The 19908-nt window shown below is 73.1% G+C and carries 23 protein-coding genes; 7 read left to right on the forward strand and 16 right to left on the reverse strand.

Translation table 11 applies throughout. From position 1 onward, the window contains the following. Positions 1-86 precede the first annotated feature (86 nt). The gene (locus H1226_RS15085) at positions 87-371 is read right to left on the reverse strand and encodes a hypothetical protein (protein WP_258341281.1); all 285 of its coding nucleotides are present in this window, start codon (positions 369-371) and stop codon (positions 87-89) included. Between the two features lie 85 nt (positions 372-456). Between H1226_RS15085 and H1226_RS15090 the strand changes: the two genes are divergently transcribed. The 3 genes from H1226_RS15090 to H1226_RS15100 all read left to right on the forward strand — a co-directional run bounded on the left by H1226_RS15090 (position 457) and on the right by H1226_RS15100 (position 2807). Next, entirely contained in the window at positions 457-693 is a 237-nt protein-coding gene (locus tag H1226_RS15090) for a DUF397 domain-containing protein (protein WP_224955655.1), read from the forward strand. A gap of 151 nt (positions 694-844) precedes the next feature. Next, on the forward strand, positions 845-1705 hold the full coding sequence (locus H1226_RS15095; protein WP_224955656.1) for a helix-turn-helix domain-containing protein: 861 nt from the start codon (positions 845-847) through the stop codon (positions 1703-1705). Between the two features lie 232 nt (positions 1706-1937). Continuing rightward, complete coding sequence (locus H1226_RS15100) at positions 1938-2807, forward strand: SAM-dependent methyltransferase (RefSeq protein WP_224955657.1); 870 nt, start codon at positions 1938-1940, stop codon at positions 2805-2807. Between the two features lie 24 nt (positions 2808-2831). Here H1226_RS15100 and H1226_RS15105 read toward each other — a convergent pair whose 3' ends face one another. The 5 genes from H1226_RS15105 to H1226_RS15120 all read right to left on the reverse strand — a co-directional run bounded on the left by H1226_RS15105 (position 2832) and on the right by H1226_RS15120 (position 6917). Continuing rightward, complete coding sequence (locus H1226_RS15105) at positions 2832-4148, reverse strand: LLM class flavin-dependent oxidoreductase (RefSeq protein WP_258349422.1); 1317 nt, start codon at positions 4146-4148, stop codon at positions 2832-2834. A 13-nt stretch (positions 4149-4161) separates the two neighbouring features. Further along, positions 4162-5160: an ABC transporter substrate-binding protein gene (locus H1226_RS15110; protein ID WP_258341282.1), complete on the reverse strand. Its 999-nt coding sequence runs from the start codon at positions 5158-5160 to the stop codon at positions 4162-4164. A gap of 109 nt (positions 5161-5269) precedes the next feature. Continuing rightward, entirely contained in the window at positions 5270-5347 is a 78-nt protein-coding gene (locus tag H1226_RS28340) for a putative leader peptide (protein WP_358444385.1), read from the reverse strand. Positions 5348-5468: 121 nt separating this feature from the next. Next, positions 5469-5894: a universal stress protein gene (locus H1226_RS15115; protein WP_258341283.1), complete on the reverse strand. Its 426-nt coding sequence runs from the start codon at positions 5892-5894 to the stop codon at positions 5469-5471. A 234-nt stretch (positions 5895-6128) separates the two neighbouring features. Further along, positions 6129-6917, reverse strand: coding sequence for an enoyl-CoA hydratase/isomerase family protein (locus H1226_RS15120; RefSeq protein WP_258341284.1), 789 nt, complete (start codon positions 6915-6917; stop codon positions 6129-6131). Positions 6918-7014: 97 nt separating this feature from the next. Between H1226_RS15120 and H1226_RS15125 the strand changes: the two genes are divergently transcribed. Next, on the forward strand, positions 7015-7731 hold the full coding sequence (locus tag H1226_RS15125; RefSeq protein ID WP_258341285.1) for a dienelactone hydrolase family protein: 717 nt from the start codon (positions 7015-7017) through the stop codon (positions 7729-7731). A gap of 216 nt (positions 7732-7947) precedes the next feature. On the opposite strand, the gene H1226_RS15130 is transcribed toward H1226_RS15125, so the two are convergent. From H1226_RS15130 to H1226_RS15160, 7 genes are all read right to left on the reverse strand, one after another. Then, positions 7948-8868, reverse strand: coding sequence for an AEC family transporter (locus H1226_RS15130; protein WP_258341286.1), 921 nt, complete (start codon positions 8866-8868; stop codon positions 7948-7950). Between the two features lie 347 nt (positions 8869-9215). Then, a complete protein-coding gene (locus H1226_RS15135) occupies positions 9216-10172 on the reverse strand; it encodes an SAM-dependent methyltransferase (RefSeq protein WP_258341287.1) in 957 nt (318 codons plus the stop codon). A 144-nt stretch (positions 10173-10316) separates the two neighbouring features. Next, on the reverse strand, positions 10317-11120 hold the full coding sequence (locus H1226_RS15140) for an IclR family transcriptional regulator (RefSeq protein WP_258341288.1): 804 nt from the start codon (positions 11118-11120) through the stop codon (positions 10317-10319). Positions 11121-11258: 138 nt separating this feature from the next. After that, positions 11259-12569, reverse strand: a complete 1311-nt coding sequence (locus tag H1226_RS15145; protein ID WP_258341289.1) for an MFS transporter — start codon at positions 12567-12569, stop codon at positions 11259-11261. Positions 12570-12597: 28 nt separating this feature from the next. Next, complete coding sequence (locus H1226_RS15150; protein WP_258341290.1) at positions 12598-13890, reverse strand: glucarate dehydratase family protein; 1293 nt, start codon at positions 13888-13890, stop codon at positions 12598-12600. Positions 13891-13903: 13 nt separating this feature from the next. Then, positions 13904-14869: a 5-dehydro-4-deoxyglucarate dehydratase gene (locus H1226_RS15155; RefSeq protein WP_258341291.1), complete on the reverse strand. Its 966-nt coding sequence runs from the start codon at positions 14867-14869 to the stop codon at positions 13904-13906. 244 nt (positions 14870-15113) lie between these two features. Continuing rightward, complete coding sequence (locus H1226_RS15160; protein WP_258341292.1) at positions 15114-15743, reverse strand: class I SAM-dependent methyltransferase; 630 nt, start codon at positions 15741-15743, stop codon at positions 15114-15116. 255 nt (positions 15744-15998) lie between these two features. On the opposite strand from H1226_RS15160, the gene H1226_RS15165 reads away from it, so the two are divergent. Continuing rightward, complete coding sequence (locus H1226_RS15165) at positions 15999-16532, forward strand: AAA family ATPase (RefSeq protein WP_258341293.1); 534 nt, start codon at positions 15999-16001, stop codon at positions 16530-16532. Here H1226_RS15165 and H1226_RS15170 read toward each other — a convergent pair. Together H1226_RS15170 and H1226_RS15175 are read right to left on the reverse strand one after the other, a co-directional pair. Continuing rightward, entirely contained in the window at positions 16529-17053 is a 525-nt protein-coding gene (locus tag H1226_RS15170) for a DinB family protein (protein ID WP_258341294.1), read from the reverse strand. The two genes, H1226_RS15165 and H1226_RS15170, sit on opposite strands and share 4 nt — an antisense overlap. Before the next feature lie 133 nt (positions 17054-17186). Further along, the gene (locus tag H1226_RS15175) at positions 17187-18131 is read right to left on the reverse strand and encodes a GlxA family transcriptional regulator (RefSeq protein WP_258341295.1); all 945 of its coding nucleotides are present in this window, start codon (positions 18129-18131) and stop codon (positions 17187-17189) included. A gap of 290 nt (positions 18132-18421) precedes the next feature. Here H1226_RS15175 and H1226_RS28160 point away from each other — a divergent pair, with 290 nt between their 5' ends. Then, positions 18422-18637, forward strand: coding sequence for a DUF2277 domain-containing protein (locus H1226_RS28160; RefSeq protein ID WP_309148817.1), 216 nt, complete (start codon positions 18422-18424; stop codon positions 18635-18637). Positions 18638-18642: 5 nt separating this feature from the next. Here the strand turns inward: H1226_RS28160 and H1226_RS15185 are convergent, their stop codons facing one another. Beyond that, positions 18643-19140 carry a methylated-DNA--[protein]-cysteine S-methyltransferase gene (locus tag H1226_RS15185; protein WP_224955673.1) on the reverse strand — a complete coding sequence of 166 codons (498 nt, stop codon included), beginning with the start codon at positions 19138-19140 and terminating at the stop codon, positions 18643-18645. A gap of 113 nt (positions 19141-19253) precedes the next feature. Here H1226_RS15185 and H1226_RS15190 point away from each other — a divergent pair, with 113 nt between their 5' ends. Further along, a complete protein-coding gene (locus H1226_RS15190; RefSeq protein WP_258341297.1) occupies positions 19254-19868 on the forward strand; it encodes a TetR/AcrR family transcriptional regulator in 615 nt (204 codons plus the stop codon). Positions 19869-19908: the final 40 nt, after the last annotated feature.

Consider the following 19908-nt stretch of genomic DNA (forward strand, 5'->3'; position numbering starts at 1 on the left):
TCGACGGGGCCCTGGCACGTTCAGCGCGGAGCGCCCGACCCGGTCGGGCCCGCCGGCGGGAGCGCGGGCGGACCGCGCCACCGACGTCAGTCGGCGGAGTCCTCCAGCTGCCGGGACCCGACGGGTATCGAGGCGACGCAGGAGACGCAGGGCATGCAGCCGCCGGCGGGGACGTCGGCGATGGCATCCCGCCGCAGCCCCAACCCGCAGGCGGTGCGGGCGACACCGGCGTCCCAGTCGACCGAAACGATCGCGTGCGCCTGCCGCAGCGACACGCGCGGGTGCCTGCGCAACACCCACACCCGCTGCTCCGCTGCAGCGTCGGAGTCGCGCCGGAGGTGTGCGGAGCTGTTGGCAACGCTGGGCATCATTGATCCCTCCTGTGCTTGAGATTAATCCTACTCAAGGATTAATCTCGTTGTCGAGCTGAACTGAACAGTGCGGAGGGAGCGCCCAGTGCAAGCACCGGACCCGAACCTGATGACCTCGTATTTCCCCCAACACGGCTGGACGGCCGCGCACCGCTGCGGTCCCAACGGCGGCAACTGCGTCGAGGTCAACCACCCCGTGGCGGGCGGCCCCGTCGGAGTCCGCGACAGCAAGAACATCGACGACGGAGTCCTGGTCTTCGACGCGGCGCGCTGGCGCTCGTTCCTGACCAGGACCCGCACCGGTGCGTTCGACCTGCCATGATCACCATCGGTACGATCGGTGGTGTCGATTATTCCCCTTAAGGGTGAAATCATCGGTCGGTCCGGTCACCACCGGGCAGCACGCCATCGGGTGCCCGCTCGGCTAGGATGATCTGCTTGTCGAGACCCCGAACGAAGAGCGGAGATTCCGAGTGCCGAGCACGGTGACGTCGCGGCGCAGACAGCTCGGCAACGAGATCCGCCGAGCGCGGACGGCGGTCGGGATGACCCAGCAGGAGGTCGCCGATCTGCTGGGCTGCAGGCAGGGCAAGGTCAACAAGATCGAGTCCGGCGCGGTGGCGGTCAAGCAGGCCGAGCTCAAGCAGATGCTGGAGGCCTTCCAGTGCAGCGACGCCCAGGCGGAGCTGATGCTGGACCTGGCCCGGTCGAGCACCGGGCAGCGCGGCCAGTGGTCCGGGTACCGGTCCGCGGTGCCGCACTGGTTCCGCACCTTCACCGACCTGGAGCCCGCGGCGGGCGAGATCCTCAGCTGGCACGGCGAGCGGATCCCCGGCCCGTTGCAGTCCGAGCACTACATGCTCACCCAGTTCAGCGAGGATCGCGCCACGGACGTGACCTCGCTGGTGCGCAACCGCCAGGACCGCAAGCAGGTCTTCGACCTGGACCGGCCGCCCTACTACCGGTTCGTGATCGGTGAGGCCGCGTTCCGCCGGATGCCCGGCGGGCCGAACCCGTCGGTGGCGCTGGATCAGGTGGAGCACCTCCTGGCGCTGGGCGAGCGCTACTCGCGGGTGTTCGTGCACGTGCTGCCGTTCGACGTGCGGCTGGCCTTCACGCCGAACGACTTCACGATCATGCGCTTTCCCGACGCCACCAAGGACTTCGTGTTCATCGAACACGCCGCCGGTGGGGTTTACCTCGACGACGAAGGGGACTTCGAGCTGTTCGTGGATGCGTGGGACCGCATCCGCGGTGCCGCGCTGGAACTGAACGAGTCGGTAGACTTCCTGCAGGAATTGGCCGCCGAATTCCGTTCCAAGCTGACCTTCTGACCCTTTTCCGACCGAACCGGATCGGCGGGAGGGCACTGCCCTCCCGCCCACCTCGTGCTGCCGTGCGAACCGAACCGCGGACCGCCCGGCCGATTTCGCGCGTCCACGTGCCCGCAGGCCGCTGACCACGGACATCGGCCGGCTTTTCACCCGATGGCCCCCGCTCACGCCGAGCGGTCGAGGGGTTACTATTCGTCGCAAGATCACCCGGTTGTGACAAAGGACCATGCGAATGAGCGATCTTGATGAGGACCCGTTCCCCCCGCAGCACGCGGATTTGACCAAGCCGAGCGTCGCCCGGGTGTACGACTGGTACCTCGGCGGTAACGCGAACTGGGCCATCGACCGGGAATTCGGCCAGCACGTCGTCGACCAATACCCGTTGTTACGCCCGATCGCGATCAGCAATCGGCTCTTCCTGCACCGAGCGGTCCGGCACCTGGTGGCCCGCGGGGTGCACCAGTTCATCGACATCGGTTCCGGCGTGCCCACGATGGGCAACACGCACTCGGTCGCCGACGAGGTCGAGCCGGGCTCCAAGGTCGTCTACGTCGACCACGAGCCGGTCGCGGTGGCGCACTCCCAGGTGCTGCTGGAGAAGCACGGCGACGGGGAGCGGCACGCCGCGATCAACGCGGATTTCCGCAACCCGGACCGGTTGTGGCAGAAGGCCATCGAGACCGGGGTGCTCGACCTGGAGCAGCCGGTCGCGGTGCTGCTGATCGCGGTGCTGCACGTCCAGCAGCCGGGTCCGGACGGCGAGGACATCTCGCCGCAGGTCATGAAGCGCTACCGGGAGCTGCTGCCGCCCGGCTCGTACCTGGCGCTGTCGCACCTCACCGACGACGGGGTCCCCGCCGAGCTGGACGACCAGCTGGTCGGCATCAAGCAGATGTACGACAACTCCTCCAGCCCGGTGATCTGGCGCAGCCAGGAGGAGATCCGCGAGCTGTTCGGCGACTTCGAGATGCTGGAGCCGGGCATGGCGTGGACGACCGACTGGCACCCGGAGGACAGCAGCCCCAACCACTCGCCGAAGCTGGACTTCAGCCAGTCCGGCGAGTCGGCGATCTGGGCCGGGGTCGGGCGCAAGCCCCTCTGATCCGGCGGACCACCTCGGCGTCGATCAGGGACGCTCGACGCCGAGGTGGTCGCGCAGGGTGTGCCCCTCGTACTCCGTGCGGAATAATCCTCTGCGCTGCAGTTCCGGCACCACCTGCTCGAAGAAGTCCGTGACCCCGCCCGGCACGTACGGCGGCATCAGCACGAACCCGTCGCAGGCACCCGCCTCGAACCAGCGCTGGAACTCGTCGGCGATCGTGGCGGGAGATCCGGCGACCAGCGGGAACGACAGCGTCGCCGCGTACTCGGCACCCAGCTCCCCCAGCGTGATCCCGCGGTCGATCGCATCGGCGATCACGTGCTGGAAGCGGCCCTTGCTGCCGCGGATCTCGTCCCGGACGTCGGGCACCGGCCCGTCGACCGGGAAGCGGGACAGGTCGAGGTTCATGCTCGCCGCCATGAAGGTGAGGCCCGCGATGGGGAGCACCAGCGCACGCAGCTCCCGCTCGACCTCCCGCGCCTGCTCGTCGGTCTCCCCGACCACGGGCATGATCCCGGGCAGCACCCGCACCTCGTGCTCGCCGCGGCCCGCCTCCCGCACCTGCCGCTTGAAGCCGCGGTAGAACTCCACCCCGCGTTCCAGCGTCGGCGCCACCGCGAAGACCAGGTCGGCGTTCGCGGCGGCGAGCCGCTGGAACACCCCCGACGCCCCGGCCTGCACGATCACCGGCCGCCCCTGCGGTGCTCGGGGCACGGGGAGCGGCCCGCGGACCTGGAACCAGTCCCCCGCGTGGTCGGCGTAGCGGACCTTGCTCGCGTCGGCGAACCGGCCCGCGGCCTGGTCGGCGAGCACCGCGCCCTCGTCCCAGGTGTCCCACAGCGCCCGCACCGCGGTGAGGAACTCGGCGGCCCGCTCGTAGCGTTCCTGGTGGCCGAGGTGCTCGGCGCGGCCGAAGTTGCGCGCCTCCCCGTCGCTGACCGAGGTCACCGCGTTCCACCCGGCCCGGCCGCCGCTGAGGTGGTCGATGCTGGCGAACATCCGGGCCACGTGGAACGGCTCCGAGTACGTGGTGGACGCGGTCGCGGCCAGGCCGATCCGCTCGGTCACCGAGGACAGCGCCGACAGCAGCACGATCGGGTCGAGGTGGGTGTTCGGCCGGTGTTCGAGGACCGCGCCGAAGTCGCCGCCGTAGATGTCGTCGACGGCGAGCTTGTCCGCGATGAACAGAAGATCGAGCTTGGCGCGCTCGGCGGCCTCGGCGAGCCGCCGGTAGAGCGCCAGGCCGTGCTCGCCGGGCGGCGCCGCCCGCGGGTGGCGCCAGCCGCCGGCGTGGATCCCGTGGTCGTCGAGGTAGAGCGCGAGGTGCAGCCGCCGGGTCATCGCCACCGCCCGCTCAGTACAGGCCGCGATCGACGTGCTCGCCGATCGTCAGGTGTTCGCGCAGCACGCCGAACTCCAGGTAGTTGTCGGCGACCTCCTGCAGCTGGGCGGTCACCTGGTCGTCGACCGGACCACCGGTGCGCTGCGAGCGGTCCGAGACGAGCCGGGCGACGTTCGGCGGCCGGTGGCTGAGATCGCCGTAGATCCGCGCGTTCTCCTCCGGGTTGGCCCGCGCCCACTCCAGCGCCTTGTTGTAGCGGCCGATGAAGTCGCGGAGGGCGGCGCGGCGGCCCGGGTCGTCGAGCGCTTCCTGGTAGGCGTTGATGAAGCTGAGCCCGTGGGCGAGGCCGTTCGCGTCGCGCAGCACGGTCGCGCCCTGGTCGAGCTGGGCGGCGGCGGTGTACGGGTCCCAGGTGGACCAGGCGTCGATGGCGCCGGAGCTGAGCGCGGCGCTGGCGTTGACCGGTTCGAGGAAGCTGATCCGCACGTCGTCCGCGGACAGCCCCGCTTCGCGCAGCGCGCTCAGCAGCAGGTAGTGCCCGACGCTGCCGGGCGTGGTGGGCGAGACGGTCTTGCCGCGCAGGTCGGCGACCGTGCGGATCGGCGAGCCCTTCGGCACCACGATGGCCAGTCCGTACTGCCGCACCGCCCGGGTCGCCGAGACGATCTTGATGTCGGCGCCGGAGCCGAGCGCGTTGAGCGTCGGCGCGTCCCCGGCGAGTCCGATGTCGACGGCTCCGCTGCGGAGGGCTTCCAGCAGCGGTGCGGCGGCGGCGAACTGGGACCAGTGCACCTGGTACTGCTTGCCGTCGAGCACGCCGGCTGCCTCGACCAGGGCCTGCTGGATGCCCGCCTGGTCGCCGATGGTGAGCGTGACCTTGGTGAGGTCGACGCTGCCGTCCTCGCGGACCGCGGGATTCCCGCCGCAGGCGGCCGCGGCGAGCGGGCTCAGGACGAGCGGGGCGGCGGCCAGCTTGGCCAGGAAGGAACGCCGCGTGGAGCGGGTCGGCATGGGACCTCCAGCGAGGGGTGCGGCCGCCGGGCGGCCGGGCACGAGGTGAGGGCGTCCGTCCGCGCGGGACGGGAGGACCGGTGGGACCGGTGCGGGGGAACGAGCCGGGTCAGCGCGGACAGAGCGCCGAGGCCACCCGCGACAGGTCCACATGACCCCGGGTGGTGAGCATCGGCCGCTGCGGCATGCCCGAACGCTAGCCAGGGCGCCGCGGCGGTGTAAACCCAATCCAACAGGTTGGGAATGCGATCACCGTCACCGCGGGCGACGCCCGGGGGACGACCGATCTGCGCGGACGAACGGGCCGATCACCCCGCGCGGCCGCCGGGTTCGCGGACCACCACCACGGGGCACGTCGCGTGCTGCACGCAGTGCTGCCCGACCGAGCCGAGCAGCGCTCCGGTGAATCCGCCGTGGCCGCGGCTGCCGACGACCAGCAGGTCCGCGTCGGTGGCCGCGTCGATGAGCGCCTTCGCCGGGCCGCCCTGCACGACGACGCGCTCCACGGGCACGCGGGACTCGCCGGCCACCTCGTGCACCACGTCCTGCAGCGTCCGCGCGGTGCGGTGCCCGGCGTCGTCCGGCGCCCAGCCGTAGATCGGTGAGAGGTCCCAGGCCATCAGCGCGGTGATCGCGCCCCCGGCGAGGTCGGCGTGCCACAGCGCCCAGCGCAGCGCGGCGCGCGACGACGCGGAGCCGTCCACTCCGGTCACGATCCGGTAGGTCTCGGTCATGCGCGCCCTCCCCCGCTGGGCCACCACCGTCCCGCAGCCGCGGAGTGGTCGCATCGCGGCGCGGCAGCCCGGCGGCTCGGCGGAGCGGCGGAGCGGCCAGCCGGTGCGACCTGGAGGCGCGGCGGACGTTCGGCGTGGCGCGGCTCGGCAACCCGTCGGCGCGGGACGGGCGACCCGCCGGCGCGGCTCGGCTCGGCGGCTCGGTGGCCCGTCGGCGCGAGCGGGGCGGCGCGGCTACCGGCCGGTGTCGAAGTCCGGGGTCTCCTTGGCGAAGAACGCCCGGACCCCTTCGCGCGCCTCGGCGGAGGTGAACGCCTCGTCGCTGGCGGCCAGCGAGCGCCGCAGCACCTCCTCGTCCGGTTCGTCCGCGGTGGCGTCGATGAGGGATTTCACCAGCCGCAGCGAGGTCCGCGGCCGCCGCCGCAGGACGTCCGCGCGCTCCCGGGCCGCGGCGAGCGCGCCGCCGCGCTCCACCACCTCGTCGAGCAGCCCCCAGGACAGCGCGGTGCTCGCGTCGACCGGGTCGCCGAAGAACATCAGCTGCTTCGCCCGCCCCCGCCCGATCCGCCGCGTCACCCGGTAAGTGCCACCGCTGCCGGGGAACAGCCCGAGCTTGATCTCCGGCAGCCCCACCCGCACCTGCGGTTCGGCGATGATCAGGTCGCAGCACGCCGCCAGTTCCAGGCCACCGCCGTAGGCGAGGCCGCCGAGCGCGGCGATCGTCGGCACCGGCAGCCGCTCCAGCCGGGTGAACACCTCGTTCTGCTTGCGCAGCTTCCGCTCCACGACCGCGCCGGGGCGCATCAGGTCGGGGAACTCGCCGATGTCCGAACCGGCGCAGAACGCCCGCTCCCCCGCCCCGGTGAGGATCACGACGCGCGCGCCGTCGCGCTCCACCGCGTCCAGCGCGGCGTCGAGCGCGCGGGTCAGCTCCAGGGTCACCAGGTTCATCGGCGGGTCGTCCAAGGTCAGCAGGGCGATCCCGGAGTCGGGTTCGTACCGGAGCGGTCCAGGTGCCACCACGCGTCGTCCTCCCGTTCGGCTGCGCTGCCCACCCATCGTGGATCATCGCGGGCGGCCACCGCCCGCCGGTTCCCCCACGAGTGCCTAGGGTGGGGGCATGGCTGAGGAGATCTCCGGGGAATTCGTAGCGGTCGGCCGGTCCCGCGCCTACCTGGCGCGGCCGGAGGTGGACGCGGGCGGCGCGATGCTGCTGCTGCCGATGCTCACCGGCATCGGCGAGCAGGTGCGGGAGTTCGCCGCCGACCTGGCCGCCGCCGGGGTCACCGCGCTGTCCTGGGACCCGTGGGACGGGCCGAGCGCCGACGACACCGGGCGCGACGAGCTGGTGCGGCTGATGGGCGAGCTCGACGACGAGGCGGCGCTCGCCGAGCAGCAGCGGCTGCTCTCGCACCTGTTCAACGAGCTCGGCGCGCAGCGGGCCGGGGTGATCGGCTGGTGCCTCGGCGGCCGGTTCGCGCTGCTGCTGGGCGGACGGGACAAGCGGCTGGCGAACGTGATCGCCTACCACCCGACGGTGCCGATCCCGCCCGCGCCGAACCACGCGCTGGACGCCGCCGAGCACGCCGCTCGGATCGAGGCGCCGGTGATGATGCACTACCCCGGCGCCGACGACCTGGTGCCGCGGGAGAGCTTCGACGCGCTGAACGCGGCGCTCACCGGCCGCGAGCGCGGCGCCAGCATCGTGCACACCTACCCCGGCGCCGAGCACGGGTTCAGCGCCCGCGCCCGCCAGGAGAACCCGGTGAACGCCGAGGCGTACCTGCACTCCTGGCCGCAGACCCTGAGCTTCGTGCGGACTACCACTCTGCGGTGATCTTTCCACTTCTGTTGCTCCGGGGGCGGGTGGCGGAACCTCAGCGGTTCCCTCGCTGAGAACCCGCTGGTGGTCGGTCTGCGTGCCTGGTCGGCAGCTCATCGGCTTCGCCGCTGACAGGAAGACGTTGAAGAGCCACTGGGAAAGCGGGCAGCGAGGAAGCCGCTGAGGTTCCGCCACCCCAGTGCTACACGAGCGAAGTGGAAAGGCAGTCAGTCAGCCGAGCAGCACCGCGATGACCCCGATGGCGGGGGCGGCGAGGATGGTGGACAGCAGCACGGATTCGCGGGCCAGCACCACCGAGGTCTCGTAGCGGGCCGCGTAGGTGAACAGGTTCTGCGCGGCGGGCAGCGCCGAGGTGACGACGACGGCGAACAGCTGCGCGTCGGGCAGGTCGAAGACGAACCGGCCCAGCGCCCAGGCGACCAGCGGCTGCACCACGGACTTGAGGGCCACGGAGAAGAACACCACCTTCTTCTCCGGGCTCCGGCCGGGCAGGCTGGCGCCGCGCAGCGAGATCCCGAACGCCAGCAGCACGCCCGGCACCGCCATCCCGCCGAGCAGGTTGATCGGGTCGAACACGGCGTCCGGCACGTGCAGCCCGGTCGCGGCGACCGCGACGCCGCTGAGCGAACCGAGCACCACGGGGTTGCGGAACGGCGTGGTCAGCCGCGCCGTCCAGGAGGTGTGCGCTCCGGGCCGCGACAGGTCGAGCACGGCCAGCGCGATCGGGGTGACGACGAGCTGCTGCAGCAGCAGCACCGGCGCGACCAGCGACGCGTCGCCGAGCACGTACACCGCGATCGGGATGCCGAGGTTGCCGGAGTTGACGTAGCTGGAGCACAACGCGCCGATGGTGGTGCGCCCGACGTCCCAGCCGCGGACCACCCCGGCCGCGACGAACAGGCCGGCGGCGGCGAAGGTGCTCAGCGCGGTGATCAGCAGCGGCAGCGAGACGATGACGGACAGGTCGGCGCGGGCGAGCGTGGTGAACAGCAGCGCCGGGGTGCCGACGGAGAAGGCGAGCCTGCTCAGCACCTCCTGGCCGTGGTCGCCGAGGGAGCCGCGCAGCGCCACCAGGTAACCGACGGCGATGATGGCGCCGATCACGGCGAACCCGGTGAGCACCCCGGTCACGTCGGCTCCGATCGGCGGGCGGGGGCGGTTCCCCGCCGCCCGGCGCGGTGCGCGCGGCTCATCGGTGCCCACTCCGATCTTCGGCAGGACGCGTCCGGCCGCGCGCGGAAGGGGCGGGGACGCCGGTCAGGGCGCCCGCCGGTCGAGCTCGCGGGCGCCGCCATGCGGATCAGACGATAGCCGACCCGCCCACGAGCGACCACGAGCGCGGGCAATGACATATGTCATGTCGCGGGACGGGGACGGCCGAAGATGACCACATGATGGGAAATCGGCGTTCCGCGATGCTCCACAGAGGACTGATCCGCACCCGTCCTCGCACGCGCGCGGCGGGTCGTCGCGGGCGATCAGCGGAGTTCGGCCACGCCGCACCAGGTTTCGGACTCCTCCGGCGCCGGGTCGCCGGGCTCGGGCGGCGACCCGTGCCACTGCGGGGTCCACACCACGCCGGGCTCCACCAGCCGCCAGCCGTCGAACAGGGCGCGCACCGCCGCGCGGTCGCGGTGCGTGACCTCGGTGCCCGAGGCGGCCAGCAGCTCGCGCAGCTCCCGGGAGGCGTCGGGCTGGTTGTCCTGGGTGGTGTGCGAGATGACGAGGAAGCTGCCCCGGGTGCACTGCTCCCGGTAGGTCCGCAGCATCTCGACGATGCCGTCCGCGTCACTGACGTAGTGCAGCACCGCGACCATGAGCACGGCCACCGGCCGGTCGAGGTCGAGCAACCGCCGGGTGGGCTCCGCAGCCAGCACGTCGCCCGGGTCGCGCACGTCGGCCTGCACCATCGCCGCGTTCTCGTTGCCGCGCAGCAGCTGGCGGGTGTGCGCGGCGGCGACGGGTTCGTCGTCGACGTACACCACGCGGGCCTCGGGGTTGCGGGCCTGCGCGATCTCGTGGGTGTTGCCGCGGGTGGGGATGCCGGAGCCGAGGTCGAGGAACTGGTCGATGCCCTCGTCCACGCAGAACTCCACGGCGCGGCGCAGGAAGGCGCGGTTGGCGCGGGCGACGGCGGGGCCGCTGGGCATCACCGCGAACACCTGGTCGGCGACCTCGCGGTCGATCTTGAAGTTGTGGTCGCCGTTGAGGGCGTAGTCGTACATGCGGGCCGCGTTGGCGTGCTTCACGTCCACTCCGGGGATCGATTCGAGCGAGAATCCGGGGTCGGTCCGCGGCGCCCTGGCGGCGGGTGCGCCGGGGGCGTGCGGCGGAACAGCGGTCCAGGAAGCGCCCGGTGCGGCCTGCTGGGGCGCGGCCGGGCCCGGGTCGGTGCCGATCCGTTCCGCGTCGTGCCGCCGTCCGTCCCGCCCCATCGAACGCTCCCCTCGACGAGCCCGGTCCCCTGGTCGAGCTCCGGCTTCGAGCGTGGCGAGGGGCCCGCGGGCGCGCAAGGGCCGCCCGGCCGAACCCGGTGCGGTCCTTCGGTGGAAGCGGCGCGCGTCAGTCCACTTCGGACATCAGCGCCAGGAGACCTGGGAGGTGGGCCAGCGCAGCGCGGCGCGTTCGATCTCGTCGCGAGCGCGCAACATCCGCCGCACGGCGCGCCGCTCGAACTCCGGGGTGACCCGCGCGGTGGGCACCGAGCAGCTGATCGCGTCCTGCACCGGGTTGTCGTAGCGCAGAGCGACGCCGATGCAGTGCACGCCGACGTTGCTCTCCTCCAGCTCCACGGCGTAGCCGCGATCGCGGGTGGCGGCCAGGTCCGCGTGCAGCCCGGCGCGGTCCAGGGTCGCCCCGGTGAACCTCGGCAGCGGGTCCGGCAGCAGCGCCGCCACGTCGGCGTCCGCCCGTTCGGCCAGCAGCGCCTTGCCCAGCGCGGTGGCGCTGGCGGGCAACCGGCGGCCGACCCGGCTGAACGGACGCAGGTGGTGCTTGGACTCGCGGGTCAGCAGGTACACCACGTCGGCGCCGTCGAGCCGGGCGAAGTGCACCGTCTCGCCGAGGTCGGCGACCAGCTCGTCCAGGTGCGGCCCGATCTCGGCGACGCGCAGGTCGCCGTCGATGTAGGAGGTGCCGACCAGCAGCGCCCGCACCCCGATCCCGTACAGCGAGCCGGTGACGTCGGTGCGCACCCAGCCGCGGGCGACGAGCGTCTGCAGCAGGGCGTAGAGGCTGCTGCGCGGCACCTGGGTGCGTTCGGCCAGTTCGCGAAGGTTCACCGGTTCACCGTCGAGGCCGCCCAGCACCTCCAGGACCTCCACCGTGCGGGCCGCCGACTTGACGTCCCGCACGCCCTTCTGCCCGTCCGCCATGCCGCTCATCCCGCGCTCCCCGCGACCGGAAAACCCCCGGCCACCGTGCCTTTTCCGCAAAGCAACACCGTACACACCGGGCGGTCGGCGGGCCGTCGAAGGCTCCGCGGCCCCGGGCGTCCGGCGCGAGAGCGCCCGGGGCCCGGGTCAGCGGGCGGCGGCGGACCGGCGCCTGCCGATCAGGGTGGCGAGCCCGGCGGCGAGCAACGAGGCCGCCGACAGCCCGTAGAGCCCGTAGGTGGTGGATCCGGTGGTCTCCTCCAGGAGGCCGATCGCGGTGGGCGCCGCGAAACCGCCGAGGTTGCCCAGCGAGTTCACCAGCGCGATGCCCGGCGCGACGATCTTGCCGTCCAGCCCCTGCTGCGCGATCGGCCAGAAGATCGACGCGGAGCACTTGAACCCGACCGCGGCCACGCACATCGCCCCCACCCCGAACCACGGCGAGCCGAGCGTCGCCAGGAAGGTGCCGACCGCGGCGACGACCAGCGCCACCGTGACGTACGGGCGGCGGACGCCGGTGCGGTCGGTGAACCGGCCCATCAGGTACATCGCGGCGATCGCGCACGCCCACGGCACCGCGCTCACCACTCCGACGCCGAAGTCCGGCAACCCTGCGATGCCGGACACCAGGCTCGGCAGCCAGAACGTGATCGCGTACCCGGTCAGCGAGATGGCGAAGAAGATGAAGCACAGCAGCAGGACCTGCGGGTGCAGCAGCAGCCGGGTCTTCGACACCCGCTCCCCCGCGTCCGCCCGGTGCGCGTCGTCGGCGGCCACCGCCGTGGCCAGCGCGGCCCCCTCCTCGGCGGTGAGCCACTTCGCGTCCCCGATCCGGGAGACGAGCAGGAAGGCCGCCACGACGCCGATCAGCACCGAGATCACGCCCTGCGCCAGGAACATCCACTTCCAGCCGGCGAGTCCGGCCACCCCGTCCAGCTCCAGCAGCGCGCCGGTGACCGGCCCGGTCACCACGTAGGCGCCCGCGGAACCGCCGAGGAAGATCGCGACGGCGCGGCCCCGGTACCGGTCCGGCAGCCAACGGGTGAAGTAGTACATGACGCCGGGGAAGAACCCGGCCTCCGCGACGCCCAGCAGGAACCGCATCGCGTAGAAGGTGGTGGTGTCGGTGATGAACGCCATCGCGAACACCACCACGCCCCAGCTGATCATGATGCGGGTGAGCCAGACGCGGGCGCCGAAGCGCTCCATCAGCACGTTGCTCGGTACTTCGAACAGCGCGTAGGCCACGAAGAACAGCCCGGCCCCGAGCCCGTAGGCCGCGGCGCCGATGCCGAGGTCGGCTTCCAGGTCGTGGCGCACGAACCCGATGTTCGTGCGGTCCATCTGGTTGACGATCAGCATGACCACCAGCAGCGGGACCATGCGCCGGAAGAACTTGCCCACCGCACCGCGCAGCGCGGCATCGTCCGAAGTGGACTCCGTCGGTACCGTCGTCATCGACGCCTCCGGGAGGGTAAGGAGCGGTTCACCAGACGGGGAACGAAGGTGCCTGCCACTCCGGGCACACCCTGCGCATCGCGGCCGCGTCGTCCCGGTCGCGCACGTCGCCGTCCAGCCAGCGCCGGTGCAACCGGGCCAGCGAGTCCCGGTCGAGCTCGATGCCCAGTCCGGGCGCGTCGGTGACCTCGACGCAGCCGTCGCGGAAGGTGTGCGGCGCGGTGATGACGTCCTCGGTCTGCCACGGCCGGTGCGTGTCGCAGGCGTGGTCGAGGTCGGGGATGGTGGCGGCCACGTGCGTCATCGCGGCGAGGCTGATGCCCAGGTGCGTGTTGGAGTGCATGGACAGCTGCTTGCCGTGGGTGCGGCAGATCGCGGCGAGGTCCTGGGTGGCGCGCAGCCCGCCCCAGTAGTGGTGGTCGGAGAGCACGACCTGCACGGCGTCGGCGGCGAACGCGGCGGGCACCTCGTCGAGCGCGGTGACGCACATGTTGGTGGCCAGCGGGAGGCTGGTGCGGGCGGCGACCCGCGCCATCTGCTCGGTGCCCGCGGTGGGGTCCTCCAGGTACTCGGCGACGCCTTCGAGCTCGGCGGCGACCCGCAGGCTGGTCTCGACCGACCACGCGCCGTTGGGGTCGAGCCGCAGCGGGGCGTCCGGGAACGCCTCGTGCAGCGCGTGGACCGCGGCGACCTCCTGCTCCGGTGCGAACGCGCCGCCCTTGAGCTTGAAGGAGCGGAATCCGTACCGGTCGGCGAACCGCTGCGCCTGCGCGACGACGCCTGCCGGATCGAGCGCGGCGCCCCAGTCGTCCTCCGGCTCGCCGGGCAGCGGGTGCGCGGCCCACCGGTAGAACAGGTAGCCGCTGTACTCGACGCGGTCGCGGACCTTGCCGCCGAGCAGCGCGTGCACCGGCAACCCGGTCTCGTGGCCGAGGGCGTCGAGCAGCGCCACCTCGAACGCGGACACGACGCTGTGCACCAGCTTCACCTCGGTGCGGGCGCCGCGGAGCCCTTCGGCGACGACGGTGTTGTCGATCCGGGCGATGTCCACTTCGGCGGCCGCGGCGGCGACCCGGGCGAACAGGTCGTTGCGGGCCGTCAGCGGACGACCGACGAGCTCCGGACCGAAGGCCTGGGCGATCGTGAGGTAGTCGGTGTCGCCGTAGGTCTCCCCGATGCCGCTCATCCCGTTCTCGGTGACGACCTCGACGATGGTGCGCGGCGTGTACGGCTGGTGCACGCCCTGGACGTTCAGCAGCGGCGGGTCGCTGATCAGGATGGGGGTGACGTGGACTTCGGCGATGCGGGTGCTCTCGGGCATGGGCTCTCCCTGCTCAGTCCTGGTCGACGAGCGCCAGGCCCGTCTCGATCAGCTTCTCGAGGTCGGCGAGGTCGGCGGGCCCCGGATCGACCAGCGGGGCGCGCACCGGCCCGACGGGCAGGCCGCGCAGCCGGGCGCCCGCCTTGACCAGCGCCACGGCGTAACCGGCCCGGCGATCGCGGAGTTCGACGAGCGGGAAGTAGAACTCGCGCAGCAGCCCTTCGACCCGTTCCCGGTCCCCGCCGCGCAGCGCGGTGAAGAAGGCCCGCGCGATCTCGGGGGCGAACGCGTGCACCGCGGAGGAGTAGGCGGGGACGCCGATCGCGGAGTAGGCGCGGGCCTGCATCTCGGCGGTGGCCGCGCCGTTGAAGAACAGGAAGTCCGCGGGGGTGCTGAGCGTGAGGCGCTGCAGCGCGTCGAGGTCGCCGTGGCCGTCCTTGAGGCCGATGACGGTGGGGAACTCGGCGATCCGGGCGGCGGCGCCGGGGCCGAAGCGGACCTGGTCGCGCTGGTAGGCGATCAGCGGCAGCGGGGTGTGCTCGGCGACGCGGCGCACCTGCTCGACCACGCCGTCCTGCGGTGCCTTGACGAGGTAGTGCGGGAGCAGCAGTCCGGCGTCGGCGCCCGCGTCCACGGCGCGTTCGGCGAACTGCCGCGCCTGCGCCCAGCCGTAGCCGAGCCCGGCGAGCACCGGGATCCGCCCGTCCGCGACCTCGACGGCGGTCCGCACGACGGCGGCGTGCTCGTCCTGGGTGAGGGAGAAGAACTCGCCGGTGCCGCAGGCGACGAAGAACGCGGCGGGGTCGGCGTCGACCTGTCCCCGGAGGTAGGTCCGGAACGCGGCGAGGTCGAGCTCGCCGGCTGCGGTGAACGAGGTGAGGGGGAACGACAGCACGCCGGTGTCCATGCGTTCGCGGAGGTGGGCGGCGAACCGGCGGGGGTCGGGCGGCGAGGTGTCCGTGGGCGGAACCGAAGTCATGACCATCCCGTCTTCATACGTAGACGGTGAACCCTGATGTAGACGAGATTAGAAATCGGTCCCACCGCTGTCAACGCCCAGGACGGGCCGCCGGCGACTGTTCCCGAACGCCCGCCGCACCCGGCCGCACCCTTCCCCGCGACGGAAGCCGTCCTCCTCCGGCAGGCGGCGCGAGGGCGACGTGCCCCGACCTGGCCGGCCGTCCCGCTGCACCCCCGGGCGGTGCCGAGTCCGCAGTGGACCGCTACCGGCGGCGGATCCGGGCCAGGTGCGCGGCGGAATCGACCACCGCCCCATCGGTGACGTCCAGGCGGCGGGCGTTGTCGCCGGAGGCGATGCCGCGGTAGGTCGTCCGCCGCACCTCCTCGACGTCCCAGCCGTCGGTGAACGCGGCGGCGAAGTCGTCCCGGTGCACCGTCGGCCCGATGCTCTCCGCCACGTCCGCCAGCGCCAGCACGTGCACCACCGAACCGGGCTCGGTCACCGCGCGCAGCGACCGGGCGTAGGCACGGCGGTCCGCCGGACCGAAGACGTGGAACAGGGCGCTGTCGAGCACCACGTCGAAGCGGCGTTCTCCCCGCAGCCGCAACGCATCCGCGAGTTCGAAGCGCGCCTCGACGCCGCGCCGGGCGCCGTTCGCCCGCGCCCGCTCCAGCGCGTTCGGCGACGAATCCGCGCCGAGCACGTCGTAGCCGCGGCCGGCCAGCAGGACGGTGTGCTCCCCCGTCCCGCAGCCGAGGTCCAGCACCGCGCCGCGGAACCCACCGGAGCGCTCCAGTTCCACCACCGCGGGCTGCGGTTCCCCGATCACCCACGGCGGGTCGCCCGCCGCGTAGAACTCGTCGAACGTCGTGCTCGGCACCGTGTTCTCCATCTCGAACCCCTCGGTAGCAGCGGCATTCCGGTGGACCGGGCCGCGTCCGCGACGGCGGGCAGGGCGGTGGAGCCCGCGGCTGCGGTGCCGCCCGGTCCGATCCGGACGCTAGGAGTTCGAGCGCACTCGAAGTCAAGGGCGCGCCAGTACGCTTGCGGCACGCGGCCGCACACCTGCTGCGTTCCCCCGGCTCCGCGCGGACGCCTCCCGCCCCGGGCCGACCCCACCCGCACGACCCCGCCCAGGAGGTCCCGCATGTCCGCACCGCGCCGCGTCGTCGTCACCGGCGGCCCGGGCTCCGGCAAGAGCACGCTGCTCGACAGGCTCGGCGCCGCCGGGTGGGCCCGGTCCGAGGAGGCCGGGCGCGGCGTGATCCGCGACCAGCTCGCCGTCGGCGGCCGCGGGCTGCCGTGGGTCGACCCGGTGCTGTTCGCGGAACTGATGCTGTGCTGGGAACTGCGCGAGCACCGGGCCGCGCGGAACGGCGTCACGTTCCACGACCGCGGGCTGCCGGACATCGCCGGTTTCCTGCGCGTCGAAGGCCTCCCGGTGCCCGCGCACGTGCACGCCGCGGCCTGGGACCTGCGGTACTCGGGCCCGGTGTTCCTCGCGCCGCCGTGGCCGGCGATCTACCGCACCGACGCGGAGCGCAGGCAGTCCCCCGAGCTCGCGCGCCGCACCGGCGAGGTACTGGCCGAGACCTACGCCGACTACGGCTACGAGCTCGTGGAACTGCCCTTGGCGCCGGTCGCCGAGCGGGCGCGGTTCGTGCTGGACGTGCTCGGCTAGCTGCGGTCGATGCCGAAGTCGGCGGCGAGCTGGCGGGTGGTGCTGGCGCCGTCGATCGCCTCCCGGATCAGGTCGGCGTGCCCGGCGTGCTGCGCGGTCTCCCGCAGCAGGTGGCCGACGACGCGGCGCGCGGTCCACGTGGCGTCCGGTGGGAACCACGGCGCCGCGGGCAGCGGGAGCGGCACGCCCAGGTCCGGGAGCTCGGCCACGGCCCGGTCGGTGTCCTCGGCGGCCTGCCGGTAGTCGTCGATGAGGTCGGCCAGCGCATCGTCCGGCCCCATCCGCAGGCTGTCCGGATCGGCGCCGCCGAGCTGCTCCGGATCGGGCCGCGAGCGCAGCACCCGCGTCCACTCCCGCTCCACCGCGGCGAGGTGCTTGAGCAGCCCGCCCAAGGTGAGGTCGCTCGCGGTGGTCCGCCGCGCCGCGGCGGCGTCGCTGAGCCCGCGCACCGTGATCAGCAGCGCGTGCCGCTGTTCTCCCAGCAGACCCAGCAGATCCGTCCGCTCGTCCGTTCCCGTCATCCCGTCGCACCTTCCCCAGTCGATCGCCTCCGGAACGCTAGAGCACACCCCCGACACCCACATCGGCTGGAAGGCCGGACCGCCCGGCACCAGCGGGCCGGCGATCCAGGGCGGCGGGCAGGTCGGGGGCAGGTCAGGCGGCGCTGCGGAAGGTGCGCCGGTAGCGGGCCGGGCTGGTGCCGACGAGCCGCTTGAACCGGTCCCGGAACGTCGTCGGCGAGGTGAACCCGACCTGCTCGGCGATCCGCTCCACCGGGTGCCCGGTGGTCTCCAGCAGGTGTTGCGCCCGCCGCAGCCGCGCCCGGTGCAGCCATTGCAGCGGGGTGGTGCCGGTCTGCTCGCGGAACCGCCTGCTCAGGGTGCGGCTGCTGAGCGCCGCGCGCCCGGCGATGTCCGCCAGGGTCAGCGGCAGGTGCAGGTTGTCCTCCAGCCAGTGCAGCAGCGGCTGCACGCTGGCGCCGTCGGGGGCGGGCGGCTCGTGCGCGATGAACTGCGCCTGCCCGCCGTCGCGCTCCAGCGGCATCACCGCGAGCCGCGCCGAATCGGCCGCCACCGCCGAGCCGTGGTCGAGCCGGATCATGTGCAGGCACAGATCCATCCCGGCGGCCGCTCCCGCCGAGGTGAGCACGTCGCCCTCGTCCACGTACAGCACGTCGGGATCGACCTCGACCGACGGGTGCATGCGGGCGAGCTCGGCGGTGCCGAGCCAGTGCGTGGTGGCCCGCCGCCCGTCCAGCAGCCCGGCCGCGGCGAGCGCGAACGCGCCGGTGCAGATGGAGGCGATCCGGGCTCCGCGCGCCGCCGCGTCCCGCAGCGCCGCCAGCGCCTCCTCCGGAACGGGCGCGGGCGCCCCGGCCTGCCCCGGCACGACGACGGTGTCGGCGTCCCGCAGCCCGTCCAGGCCCCACGGCGCGCGGATCGAGAACGGCCCCGCGCCCACCTCGCCGTCCACCGCGCACACCCGCACCTGGTAGCCGGGCGATCCGTCGGCGAGCCGCACCCACCCGAAGGTGTCCGCCGGGATGGACAGGTCGAACGGCACGACCGGGTCGAGGGCGAGCACGGCGACGAGGTGCATGGGGTACCTGTTCACGGATCCGGGGACGGGTCGAACTCCACTGCTACCACCGGTTCCCGCGGATGGCCAGAATTCGGTGGTCTCCGCCGTTCTCGCCACGGGCGCGGGTGCCCGGCGCGCTCCTGCCGCCGGGTCCTGCTCGTGGTGCCCGGCGAGGCGGTCCGCTGACCGAGGTGCTCGACGAGGTGCTGGCGCGGGCGGTGCGTTCCCCGCTCGGCGCGCTGCTCGCGGCGGCCGTGCGGCGCCGCGGGAGCCCGGACGGATGTCGGCGGGCGGAGGACGATGGGGGCATGTGCCGAAGCATCAAGACCCTCCGCCCGCCGTACGCGGAGCAGGTGACCGAGCAGGACGTGCGCGCGGCCGCCCTGCAGTACGTGCGCAAGATCTCCGGGTTCCGCGCGCCCGCCGCGCACAACGCGGCGGCGTTCGACCGAGCCGTCGAGGAGGTCGAGCGGGCCACGGCCGCGCTGCTGGAGTCGCTGGAGGTCCGCGGCTCCCGGTCCTGACCGGGTCAGAACAACCGGCCGGCGTCCTCCGCCGGGGGTTCCTCCAGCGCCAGCAGGTAGCGCTTGCGGTCGAGGCCGCCCGCGTAGCCGGTGAGGCTGCCGTCGGCGCCGATCACCCGGTGGCAGGGCACGATCACCGGCAGCGGGTTCCGCCCGTTGGCCGCGCCCACGGCCTGCGAGTGGCCGACGTCGCCGAGCCGCCGCGCGAGCGCGCCGTAGCTGGTGGTCTCGCCGTAGGGGATCTCCTGGAGCAGTTCCCACACGCGCAGCTGGAAGGGTTCGCCGCGGGGCGCGAGCGGCAGCTCGAACCGGGTGCGCCGCCGGTCGAAGTACTCGGCGAACTGCCGCTCGGCCTCCGCGAACAGCTCGGTCCCGGCGGACTCGCCGATGTCCTCCTCGCGGTGCCCGCCGCCCGCGAAGCGCACCGCGGTCAGCGCGTCGTCGCGGGCGATGAGCGTCAGCTCGCCGAGGGGCGTGCCGATCACCGCGTGCGTCGTGCTCATGGCCTGCTCCCGTCTCGCGCCCGTCGGTACCACTATGCAGACGCGGCGCGGGCCTCGGACGTGCGGGCCGCGCGCAGATCGACTGGAAAATTCCTACTGGAATAATCAGGTCCATGACGACGGCACCACCCGCGCGCCCGGCCAAGCGCGGCAGACCCGGCTACGACCTGGAATCCCTGCTGGCGGTGGCGGTGGAGCTGTTCAACGACCGCGGCTACGACGGCACCAGCATGGAGGACCTCTCCCGCAAGCTCGGCATCAGCAAGTCCGCGATCTACCACCACGTGCCGAGCAAGCAGGAGCTGCTCCGGCTCGCCACCGACCACGCGCTGGACGGCCTGTTCGCCGTCGCCGACGAAGCGCGGGAGCAGGACGCGCGCGCCGTGGCGCGGCTGGAGCACCTGGTCCGCGGCAGCGTGCTGGTGCTGGTGGACCGGCTGCCGTTCGTGACCCTGCTGCTGCGGGTGCGCGGCAACACCCCCGTGGAGCGGGCGGCGCTGGACCGGCGCCGCGAGTTCGACCAGCTGGTCACCGACCTGGTCGGCGAGGCGGTCGTGGACGGCGACCTGCGCGCCGACGTCGACCCGGCGACCGCGGGGCGGCTGCTGTTCGGAATGGTCAACTCGCTGGCGGAGTGGTACCGCCCGCACGGCGGAGTGGGCGCCGCGGAACTCGCGGACACCGTGGCGGCGACGGCGTTCGACGGGTTGCGCGTGCACCCGGCCTGAAATCCGCTCGCCGGGCGGAACCGGAACACCCGAATTCGAG

Origin of the sequence: Saccharopolyspora gregorii, assembly GCF_024734405.1 — a bacterium.
GTDB lineage: Bacteria > Actinomycetota > Actinomycetes > Mycobacteriales > Pseudonocardiaceae > Saccharopolyspora_C > Saccharopolyspora_C gregorii.

Bases quoted from the DNA above. Each gene is read 5' to 3' on its own strand.
- H1226_RS15085 (WP_258341281.1), bottom strand. From the start codon at position 371: ATGATGCCCAGCGTTGCCAACAGCTCCGCACACCTCCGGCGCGACTCC.
- H1226_RS15100 (WP_224955657.1), top strand. From the start codon at position 1,938: ATGAGCGATCTTGATGAGGACCCGTTCCCCCCGCAGCACGCGGATTTG.
- H1226_RS15105 (WP_258349422.1), bottom strand. From the start codon at position 4,148: ATGACCCGGCGGCTGCACCTCGCGCTCTACCTCGACGACCACGGGATC.
- H1226_RS15110 (WP_258341282.1), bottom strand. From the start codon at position 5,160: ATGCCGACCCGCTCCACGCGGCGTTCCTTCCTGGCCAAGCTGGCCGCC.
- H1226_RS28340 (WP_358444385.1), bottom strand. From the start codon at position 5,347: ATGCCGCAGCGGCCGATGCTCACCACCCGGGGTCATGTGGACCTGTCG.
- H1226_RS15115 (WP_258341283.1), bottom strand. From the start codon at position 5,894: ATGACCGAGACCTACCGGATCGTGACCGGAGTGGACGGCTCCGCGTCG.
- H1226_RS15125 (WP_258341285.1), top strand. From the start codon at position 7,015: ATGGCTGAGGAGATCTCCGGGGAATTCGTAGCGGTCGGCCGGTCCCGC.
- H1226_RS15135 (WP_258341287.1), bottom strand. From the start codon at position 10,172: ATGGGGCGGGACGGACGGCGGCACGACGCGGAACGGATCGGCACCGAC.
- H1226_RS15140 (WP_258341288.1), bottom strand. From the start codon at position 11,120: ATGAGCGGCATGGCGGACGGGCAGAAGGGCGTGCGGGACGTCAAGTCG.
- H1226_RS15145 (WP_258341289.1), bottom strand. From the start codon at position 12,569: ATGACGACGGTACCGACGGAGTCCACTTCGGACGATGCCGCGCTGCGC.
- H1226_RS15150 (WP_258341290.1), bottom strand. From the start codon at position 13,890: ATGCCCGAGAGCACCCGCATCGCCGAAGTCCACGTCACCCCCATCCTG.
- H1226_RS15155 (WP_258341291.1), bottom strand. From the start codon at position 14,869: ATGACTTCGGTTCCGCCCACGGACACCTCGCCGCCCGACCCCCGCCGG.
- H1226_RS15160 (WP_258341292.1), bottom strand. From the start codon at position 15,743: ATGGAGAACACGGTGCCGAGCACGACGTTCGACGAGTTCTACGCGGCG.
- H1226_RS15165 (WP_258341293.1), top strand. From the start codon at position 15,999: ATGTCCGCACCGCGCCGCGTCGTCGTCACCGGCGGCCCGGGCTCCGGC.
- H1226_RS15170 (WP_258341294.1), bottom strand. From the start codon at position 17,053: ATGACGGGAACGGACGAGCGGACGGATCTGCTGGGTCTGCTGGGAGAA.
- H1226_RS15175 (WP_258341295.1), bottom strand. From the start codon at position 18,131: ATGCACCTCGTCGCCGTGCTCGCCCTCGACCCGGTCGTGCCGTTCGAC.
- H1226_RS28160 (WP_309148817.1), top strand. From the start codon at position 18,422: ATGTGCCGAAGCATCAAGACCCTCCGCCCGCCGTACGCGGAGCAGGTG.
- H1226_RS15185 (WP_224955673.1), bottom strand. From the start codon at position 19,140: ATGAGCACGACGCACGCGGTGATCGGCACGCCCCTCGGCGAGCTGACG.
- H1226_RS15190 (WP_258341297.1), top strand. From the start codon at position 19,254: ATGACGACGGCACCACCCGCGCGCCCGGCCAAGCGCGGCAGACCCGGC.